This window comes from Actinobaculum suis, from assembly GCF_900102025.1.
Taxonomy (GTDB): domain Bacteria; phylum Actinomycetota; class Actinomycetes; order Actinomycetales; family Actinomycetaceae; genus Actinobaculum; species Actinobaculum suis.
Genome location: NZ_FNAU01000033.1, coordinates 1 through 1,702, shown reverse-complemented (window position 1 = coordinate 1,702; position 1,702 = coordinate 1). Strand labels below are relative to the sequence as shown.

The following is a 1,702-nucleotide window of genomic DNA, read 5'->3' as shown; positions in this document are numbered from 1 at the left end:
CACAACCGGCTACGTGACGAGCTGCTAGAAGACGAGATGTTCGACGACCCTGCCCACGCGTCGCACTGCCTGCGACTGTGGTCAGAGCGTTACAACACGCATCATCCGCATTCGAGCCTAGGATTTATCCCACCGACTGAATACGCCAACCAATGGCACCAAACCCAGGAGGCACTCAAACCAACCGGTCCTAAAAACTAGCCCAGCCCACCTATCAAAGAATTCACTGGCGGCTCCTCTCTTATTGATGCGAGTCGAACTATCATGAGCAACTGTGAGACTAGGCCCACCCCACTTCAGTCGCGCCAGTAATTATTGTCACGAAAATTTCGCGAAAGCACGTTGACAGTAACGATTCCTTAAGGTTATCGTCCAACTGTCCTCGCGAAGAGGTCAAGGCACTACCGCCTTTTCCGCGCTGCCCGCCAGCAAACATGGCGGCATAACGAAAGAAAACATATGAAATCACGGTTTGCGCAAGTATTTGTTGCGCTAGGTTGTAGCGTCGGCCTGGTTTTTTCCGGCACCCTTTCAGCTCACGCGGCTGAGCAAGGTGCGGCACAGTCGCAAATTACCAACACAGCACTCCCGCAAAGCCCTTCATCGAGTGAGGCACCTTGCGTCGCACCGATTGTCGGGGCAGTGACACCACTCAACACGGCTAACGCCGGCCCCACGTTCGCTTCCCTACAGTCACAAGCACTACTCCCCACGAGTTCGAAGCAATCTTGCTACCGTCAATATGAGAACGATGCAAAAAAATGCAGAAGAGCCCCCGGCGGCGCTCGCGGAAGGGCGATTTGCTGGGCATCTATTAGCGCAAAGCTAGGGCTCTGCATCGCTCGAGGAGGCAGGTAGGTCGAGCCATGTTCACTCGTACATACTTCTCGAAGAACAACCTCCCAGTCACGGCAACAATAGCTATAGGAGATTTGGTGCGAACGGACGACGCCACCGAGTGCTCAAGCCAACTCACCGTCAAAGGGGACGACGTTGATTACGACATGTCAATTATTGGCATTGATCAGATTCAAGCATTCGAAAACAGTGCGTCCGTCCTGCAAGCAATAGTAGAAAGGGAAAACCTATCACTTGACGCCACCATTGCCGAGTGACGTACGGATTAGTTGGCGACAGATTCAAGGGGAGCTTCACAACGAGCAGGCTCCCAAAAACTCAAAAGCAGGGCTGTTTTTGAATCACCATTCGATAATTCGTCTCCGCTTTTCGAAAGCCAACACCGCCAAGTTACTGCAACTAGGTCCGATGTTTTGCGCATTACGAACCGGCGTCTTAAGAAACCCGCTTATTCGTTAGCCCTGGTTCGCAATCAGGGATTATTTAGGTATGCACAAATTAGCGGTTTGATGGCCGGCATATCCCCGCTGCAACGGGTGCATAATCAGGACAGAGGAGCATTTTTAGAGGTAGCTACTCCAAGAAATCAGGGGTACCTTCGTCCACTCCCATGTCTGCGGTTTCCAACTCTAAACCGAACGTGATTCCCGCCTGGGAGTGAGTAAGCTTTTCATCCGCAAAATTACCCCAGCCCGATCAGTACCTAAGCCCATAGTGCGCAATTTGAGACAACGGCAAGTTCGTATTTTTGGCCTGGGCTGGATTAAATAGACCATGCGATTTGAGCGTGTCTTCCGTGACAGCCCCTGTTGGGCAGGAAGACTGGTAATCATGAAGAAATTCT

2 protein-coding genes are annotated in these 1,702 nt (G+C 51.8%); both read left to right on the top strand.

Translation table 11 applies throughout. From position 1 onward, the window contains the following. On the top strand, positions 1–201 hold a 201-nt coding region (locus tag BLT47_RS08785; RefSeq protein WP_143021841.1), incomplete at its 5' end, for an integrase core domain-containing protein. 665 nt (positions 202–866) lie between these two features. Continuing rightward, positions 867–1,115, top strand: a complete 249-nt coding sequence (locus BLT47_RS08780) for a hypothetical protein (RefSeq protein WP_065415529.1) — start codon at positions 867–869, stop codon at positions 1,113–1,115. Positions 1,116–1,702: the final 587 nt, after the last annotated feature.

What these genes read in the sequence shown, in the direction of transcription:
- BLT47_RS08780 (WP_065415529.1), top strand. Translation starts at nt 867, where the DNA reads ATGTTCACTCGTACATACTTCTCGAAGAACAACCTCCCAGTCACGGCA.